The following is a 7,056-nucleotide window of genomic DNA, read 5'->3' on the forward strand; positions in this document are numbered from 1 at the left end:
GTTTTTGGGCTTCCCTGCCTGTGACTGCAACTGCGCGCCTGAGTGCTATTCCTTAGGCTCGCCACCGCCGGCAGTGATCACTTGTACGCTCATGCGTGGGGTGGCCAGATCCAGTCCGGCTTCATCCAGATGTCGCTTCAGCGACAAGTTGAATGCCCGCGACACTTCCCACTGTTTGATCGGCGCCGTCTTGAACCGTGCACGCAGAATCGCGCTGCCGGACTCAAAACTCTCGACACCCTGAATTTCCAGCGGCGACCAGATATTGCGGCGTTGCAGGGGATCGGTGCGCATCTTCTGGCCGACGTCGCGCATTAGTTTGATCGCGTCGTCGATTTCCATGTTGTACGGCACCGCGACGCGGAAGATCGCGTAGCCGAATTCGCGGGAGTAGTTCTTGATGCTTTTGATTTCACTGAACGGGATCGTGTGGACAATGCCGTCGATGTCGCGCAGGCGCACGGTGCGGATGGTCAGGCCTTCGACGGTGCCGAGGTGGCCGCCGACGTCGACGTAGTCATCGATGGCCAGTGAGTCTTCGATGATGATGAACAGGCCGGTGATCAGGTCGGCAACCAGCGACTGCGCACCGAAACCGATGGCCAGACCGATCACACCGGCACCGGCCAGCAGTGGCGTAACGTTCATGCCCATGTTCGCCAGCGCGACGATCAGCGCGATGATGAAAATCGCCACGAACAGCACGTTGCGGATCAGCGGCATCATCGTTTGCGCGCGGGCATTGGCCAGGCCTTTGCGCGAGCGGGTGAGGGCATGGTGCACGGCGGTGTCGGAGAGAATCCAGATCAGCCAGGCAAACAGCAGCGTGCCAGCGAGGCTGAACAGTTTGACGCTGACGTCATGCCCGTCGCCTTCTGCGAAAGTGATCAGCGACTTGCCCCACACCCGCAGACCCAACTCGATAAACGCCAGCCACACCAGCAGATGAGCGAGGGTATAGAAGAAGTTTTTCAGTCGTTCCGAATACAGCGCATGACGTTTGGCCCCGCGCTGCGGTTTCAGCGAGTGGCGACGCACCAGGCCGTTGATCACCATGCACAACACCAGCAACACCGTGCAGATCATTGATTGGCGTAAAGCAGTGCTGGTGTCGCCGGCGGAGAAGAACGTCGCGAACAGCGAAATCCCCACCAGCACCAGCGCCGGGACGTACCAGAAGGTACCGAGGATATCGATGGTGTCGCTGAGCGCGCGGCGGGTCAGGCGTCGCGACAGGGGCTGGTTGCGGATCAGGTGCGCAATCGGTCGGCGGAACCGCAGAATGAACAGGCCGGTTGAAATTGCAGCGAGGACGTTGGCGACGGTCGCGGCGGTGTGGGCCAGATGCACGCCGAGGCTTTCGATCAGACGCGGATCATTCAGCGCTTCACCGAACGCGGCGAAGCTGCCGATCAGCCACAACGGCCGGAACGCCTGATGACGCAGGATGTACAGCGCGCGATGGCGGTGCGGGCCGTCGAGCAGGGAGAAAGCAATCACGCAGATCGCCGAGAAACAGGTGCCGACCACCAAGGCATACGCCAGCACCATCGCCAGACTTTTGCCCAGCGAGGAAGGCAAGGCGTAACTCATGTAGACGGTGATGACCAAAGCGATCAGCCACGGCCCGAGTTTGCGCAGGGCGAAGCGCAGCATGTCGAGGGCTTTGGGGTGTTGCGGCAGTTCTTCAGTGAGGCCGAAACGCATGCGCACGCGGTGACTGAGCCAGATCAGCGCAGCGGCGAGCAGGCTCCAGACCATCAGAATCATGGCGAAACCGAAGATCACCGGCAGCCATTCGCTGGCCGGCATCATCAAGGCGCTGAATTCATCTTTGGCCAGATCGAACTCGGCAGACCAGCGATTGAGCGGGCTGTCAGCGCCGGTGAATTGTTTTTCGAAATTGGCGAGGGTGCCGCCGATCAGGCCGAGCACGCCTTCTTCCGGCGTGGTCTGGGCTTTTTTCGTGGCGTCGCGCAGCTTTTTCAGGTCGGTGAGCAGTTGCGCGCGTTGCTTGTCGTTTTCCAGCGACTTGATGACTTCGTCGAGGGATTGACCGAGGGGTTCCTGCGCTTCGGGCTGGGCCTTGTTGGTGTTGAGCAGGCCGGGCAGACCGACCGCCTGGGCAGGCGCCAGCGGCAGCAGCGTCATCAGGCAGACGAGGAACAGACTGGGTAAAGCAAAAAGACGAGCAAACACTAGGCGGTCAACCTCGCAATGGGCGGATCGAACGAGTGTACGAGCCCGCCTGCTGCAATGCGAGCCGGTGCGCGGTTATTCGTTGAGTTTGGCGAGGATCTTGTAAACCACGGTGGCGAGGATCAACAGCATGCCGACCCACATGGCGAAGACACCGGCATTCTTGTCGCGGAAGTTGAAGCCGATGGCCAGCAGGAGCATTCCGCACAGGATCGGAATGAGCATGGCGTGAAACGAAGACATCGTGATCATGGAGACAGCCTTGTCGAAAGGGATGATTAAAGTCTAGGTGGCTTTTAGGGGCATTGTATTGATCTGTGTAGGAGCTGCCGCAGGCTGCGATCTTTTGATCTTGTCTTTTGAAAAACAGGATCAAAAGATCGCAGCCTGCGGCAGCTCCTACAGGGGGGTTACGGGAGTTCCTGGCAGGCGTAAAACGCGCTCAGCACTTTCACCAGATGCGCCAGGTCGTGGCTGCCGCACAGTTCGCGGATCGAGTGCATGGCGAAGGTCGGCAGGCCGATATCGACAGTACGCACACCAAGGTGGCTGGCGGTGATCGGGCCGATGGTCGAGCCGCAGCCCATGTCGCTGCGCACCACGAAGCTTTGCACCGGCACTTCTTCGGCCATGCACAGATGGCGGAAGAAACCGGCGGTTTCGCTGTTGGTGGCGTAGCGCTGGTTGCTGTTGACCTTGATCACCGGGCCGGCGTTGAGTTTCGGGCCGTGGTTGGCGTCGTGCTTGTCGGCGTAGTTGGGGTGCACGCCGTGGGCGTTGTCGGCCGAGACCAGCAGGGATTTCTGGATGGTGCGAACGAACTCGTCACCTTCCGGCAGCAGACGGCGCAGGGTTTGTTCGAGCATCGGGCCGTCAGCGCCGCAGGCCGAGCAGGAGCCGACTTCTTCGTGATCGTTGCAGACCAGCACGCAAGTTTCGTCGGTTTCGGCAGTCAGTAGCGCTTGCAGACCGGCATAGCACGACAACAGGTTGTCGAGACGCGCGCCGGCAATGAAGTCGCCGTTCAGGCCAATCACTGCAGCACTTTGTGTGTCGTAGAAGCTCAGCTCGTAATCGAGCACGACGTCGGCGTTCAAGCCGTGTTCGCGGGCCAGTTGATCGGTGAGCACGGCGCGGAAATCGACGCGTTCGTCCCCAGCGAATTGCGCAAGGATTGGCGGCAGCTCGGTCTGCGCGTTGATCGCCCAGCCCTGATTGGCTTCACGGTTGAGGTGAATGGCCAGGTTGGGAATGATCGCGATCGGCGCCTTGAAGTCGATCAGTTGGCTTTCGACTTTGCCGTCGCGGCGGAAAGTGACGCGGCCGGCCAGCGACAGATCGCGGTCGAACCACGGCGCCAGCAGTGCGCCGCCATACACTTCAACGCCCAGTTGCCAGAAGCCCTGACGCTGCAGTTCCGGCTGCGGTTTGACGCGCAGGCACGGGCTGTCGGTGTGCGCGCCAACCAGACGGATGCCACCGTGCAGCGGCGAGGTGCGGCCCATCTTGATCGCGACGATCGAGGAGTCATTACGAGTAACGTAATAGCGGCCGTTAGGCTCGGTGGTCCACGGCTCGCGTTCGTCGAGGCGCACAAAACCGGCGGCCTCCAGACGTTGCACAAGACTGGCGGTGGCGTGGAACGGGGTAGGGGAGGCCTTGAGGAAGTCGATCAGGCCTTGGTTCAACTCTTCGCGCATAACAAGCTCCAGACAGCAATGGCCGGGAGTTTAACGCATCGGGAGGGGAATTCGATCCCTGTAGGAGCTGCGGCACGCTGCGATCTTTTGATTTTGATTTCAAAAAAGCAGAATCAAAAGATCGCAGCGTGCCGCAGCTCCTACAGGGGAAGGATCTCAGTTCGTCGGGAGCACGCGTTTTTTCAGGTAGCGCATGATGACTTTCTCGTCTTCCGGCTTGTCCGGGCGTGGCAGCTGTTTTGGCCAGCGGCTCTGGCTCAGGAGCTTTTTCTGCCGGCTCTCGTCCCAGCGCAGAATCTCCCGCGACGCACATTCCCACCACTCATGGCGGCAGGCGCTGTAGTACGGATCATCCGGTGCAGCGCTGCCATACAACAAGTCTCGACCGACCTTGCGCAAGGCGCCGCTCTGGTGGCGCAGTTTCCATTTGATTTTCAGGCGCTGCCAGGCCGACGGGAACGGTTTGACTCGCGGCACGTCGCGGCACAGATCCACCAGTCGCTGACTGAACGTTTCGCCATGCTGGGAGAAGAAGTACGTCTGCATCGCATGGAAAAAACGCTTTTCGGCGAAGTAGTGGTAGACGTGTTTCCGCGCTTCCACGACCCGGCGTTCACGCAGGGCATACGACAACGCGATCTGCTCGATGGTATGGATCTTGAAGCCGCCAACCGTGCATTGATCGATCATGCGGATCGACTCTTCGAACAGATCCAGATCGTTTTCGGTGACGCCGCACAGGCCGCTGTTGTAGAGCTTGAAGCCGTTGTCCGGCGTCACGCCATACGCACTGAGGTCGCGCGCAAGCTTCAGATAGTCGCTGCGCAGGTGCACGTCTTTCCAGTCGTACTCGAAGCGATCCATGACCGAGCAATCCTGCCCGATGGCATCGAGCAGACGGCTGGGATGATCGGTGAACAGCGTGTCAGTGTCGACGAACAGCGTCTTCTCCGCCCATTGCATGCCGGCGGCGATGGCGCAGGCCTTGCGGCGATGGTGGTAGCCATTCGTGCCTTGCCAGCGCGTCAGCGTGGCTTCATCGAGGAACACCGTGTCGACCGGCCAGCCGGCGTAATCTTGCGGGCGATCAGTGAGAATCCTGATCGCCGGGAGCTGGCCGTTTTTCGCCTGGGACAACACGGTGAGGATGCTGAACTTGGCCTCGCGGCGGTAGACATCCTGATTGCCATAAATCAGGTACAACAACTGCTGGCGGGTTTTTTTCAGGGGGGTGGCGAGGGAATCAATGCAACTCATCCGAAACAAAAATCCTTAAAAGCAGGACTGCTGATCAAGCAGTCCTTAAAACGGTGCCGGGCATTCGAAGCGCAAGCGTTCGCCGGTCTGGGGATGGGTGAAGCTCAACATTCTCGCGTGCAAACACAGACGCGGCCAGGCGGCCAAGGCTTGTTCATGGGCGTAGAGTCCGTCACCCAGCAGCGGATGACCGATGGACAGCATGTGTACGCGCAACTGGTGCGAACGGCCAGTGATCGGCGTCAACTCGACGCGGCACCAGTCGCCACAACGTTCCAGCACGCGCCAGAAGGTCAGCGCATGTTTGCCGAACTCGTGATCGACCACATGGCGCGGCTTGGTCGGCGGGTCGTAGCGCAGGGGCAAATCGATGCTGCCGCTGTCCAGTTCCGGCTGACCCCAGGCCAACGCGGTGTAGGCCTTTTCGGTTTCGCGGTCATGAAACTGGCGCGACAGTTCGCGATGCGTGTCGGCGTCACGGGCCAGCAGAATGATGCCGGAGGTTTCCCAGTCCAGACGATGGACGATGCGCGCTTCCGGGTAGCCGTTTTCCTGCAGACGGGTAATCAGGCAATCCTTGTTGTCGTCGGCGCGACCGGGCACCGAGAGCAGCAACGTCGGTTTGTTCACCACCAGTACAGCGGCGTCCTGATGGATGATGTGGATGTTGGACAACGGCATTAAAACAGCCTCGTAACAAATGCCAACGGCGGCTCGGGACTGCTGATAACCCTGTAGGAGCTGCCGAAGGCTGCGATCTTTTGATTGTCAAAAACAAAATCAAAAGATCGCAGCCTTCGGCAGCGCCTACACGAGCATCAACAGCCCGAGCCGCCGTAGCGACTACCCAATCGACTCAGCGATCGGGCAGGGTGATGTTGAGTTCCAGAATCGAGCAACTGCCCTGGCTTTCCAGTGCAACATGTACGTCGTCGTTGCCGATGTTGACGTACTTGCGGATCACGTCGACCAGTTCCTTCTGCAAGGCTGGCAGGTAATCCGGCGTGCTGCGCTGGCCGCGCTCATGCGCCACGATGATCTGTAGACGCTCTTTCGCTACCGAGGCGGTACTTGGCTTTTTGTTGGCACGAAAGAAGTCAAAAAGGTTCATTACCTACCTCCAAACAGGCGCTCGAAGAATCCCTTCTTCTCGACATCGAGGAAACGGTGGGCTTTTTCTTTGCCCAGCAAACGGTCGACGGTATCGCTGTAAGCCTGACCGGCATCGCTCTGGTCGTCGAGAATCACCGGTACGCCCTGGTTGGATGCCTTGAGCACCGCCTGGGATTCCGGGATCACGCCGAGCAGGGTGACCGAGAGGATTTCCTTGACGTCTTCAACGCCCAGCATCTCGCCCTTTTCCACACGCTCTGGATGGTAGCGAGTGATCAGCAGGTGTTCCTTGATCGGGTCTTCGCCACGTTCGGCGCGACGCGATTTGCTCGCCAGCAGGCCGAGCATGCGGTCCGAATCTCGTACCGAGGACACTTCCGGGTTGGTCACGACGATCGCTTCATCAGCGAAGTACATGGCCAGGTGCGCGCCTTTCTCGATGCCCGCCGGGGAGTCGCAGACGACGAACTCAAATTGTTCCTTGAGCTCCATCAGGACTATATCCACGCCTTCGACGGTCAGCGCGTCTTTGTCGCGGGTCTGGCTGGCGGCCAGCACGTAGAGGTTTTCCAGGCGCTTGTCTTTGATGAGCGCCTGTTGCAGGTTGGCTTCGCCGTTGACCACGTTGACGAAGTCATACACCACGCGGCGCTCGCAACCCATGATCAACAAAAGGTTACGCAAGCCCACTTGGTAGTCGACGATCACTGTTTTGTGGCCGCGCAGAGCGAGGCCGGTACCGATAGCGGCGCTGGTGGTGGACTTACCCACACCACCCTTGCCGGAT

7 protein-coding genes are annotated in these 7,056 nt (G+C 59.8%); all 7 read right to left on the reverse strand.

The features are described 5' to 3' along the window. Positions 1-45: 45 nt before the first annotated feature. A complete protein-coding gene (locus ACIP66_RS24115) occupies positions 46-2,199 on the reverse strand; it encodes a mechanosensitive ion channel family protein (protein ID WP_212544298.1) in 2,154 nt (717 codons plus the stop codon). A gap of 75 nt (positions 2,200-2,274) precedes the next feature. Then, positions 2,275-2,451 (reverse strand): hypothetical protein, encoded by a 177-nt coding sequence (locus ACIP66_RS24120; protein ID WP_172680090.1) that lies wholly within the window; start codon positions 2,449-2,451, stop codon positions 2,275-2,277. A 158-nt stretch (positions 2,452-2,609) separates the two neighbouring features. Then, entirely contained in the window at positions 2,610-3,899 is a 1,290-nt protein-coding gene (locus ACIP66_RS24125) for a M18 family aminopeptidase (RefSeq protein WP_282357441.1), read from the reverse strand. A 156-nt stretch (positions 3,900-4,055) separates the two neighbouring features. After that, positions 4,056-5,156: a hypothetical protein gene (locus tag ACIP66_RS24130; RefSeq protein ID WP_400651441.1), complete on the reverse strand. Its 1,101-nt coding sequence runs from the start codon at positions 5,154-5,156 to the stop codon at positions 4,056-4,058. A 45-nt stretch (positions 5,157-5,201) separates the two neighbouring features. Continuing rightward, positions 5,202-5,837 carry an RluA family pseudouridine synthase gene (locus tag ACIP66_RS24135; protein WP_400651444.1) on the reverse strand — a complete coding sequence of 212 codons (636 nt, stop codon included), beginning with the start codon at positions 5,835-5,837 and terminating at the stop codon, positions 5,202-5,204. A gap of 175 nt (positions 5,838-6,012) precedes the next feature. Next, positions 6,013-6,267 carry a cell division topological specificity factor MinE gene (gene minE, locus ACIP66_RS24140; protein ID WP_003223146.1) on the reverse strand — a complete coding sequence of 85 codons (255 nt, stop codon included), beginning with the start codon at positions 6,265-6,267 and terminating at the stop codon, positions 6,013-6,015. Next, a partial coding sequence (gene minD, locus ACIP66_RS24145; RefSeq protein ID WP_400651448.1) for a septum site-determining protein MinD occupies positions 6,267-7,056 on the reverse strand: 790 nt, incomplete at its 5' end. The genes minE and minD, both read right to left, overlap by 1 nt.

The organism is Pseudomonas sp. NPDC088429 (assembly GCF_044753305.1).
Classification (GTDB): domain Bacteria; phylum Pseudomonadota; class Gammaproteobacteria; order Pseudomonadales; family Pseudomonadaceae; genus Aquipseudomonas; species Aquipseudomonas rustica.

Excerpts from the sequence above, each read along its gene's own strand:
- ACIP66_RS24120 (WP_172680090.1), bottom strand. The coding sequence starts at position 2,451 with ATGATCACGATGTCTTCGTTTCACGCCATGCTCATTCCGATCCTGTGC.
- ACIP66_RS24125 (WP_282357441.1), bottom strand. The coding sequence starts at position 3,899 with ATGCGCGAAGAGTTGAACCAAGGCCTGATCGACTTCCTCAAGGCCTCC.
- ACIP66_RS24130 (WP_400651441.1), bottom strand. The coding sequence starts at position 5,156 with ATGAGTTGCATTGATTCCCTCGCCACCCCCCTGAAAAAAACCCGCCAG.
- ACIP66_RS24135 (WP_400651444.1), bottom strand. The coding sequence starts at position 5,837 with ATGCCGTTGTCCAACATCCACATCATCCATCAGGACGCCGCTGTACTG.
- minE (WP_003223146.1), bottom strand. The coding sequence starts at position 6,267 with ATGAACCTTTTTGACTTCTTTCGTGCCAACAAAAAGCCAAGTACCGCC.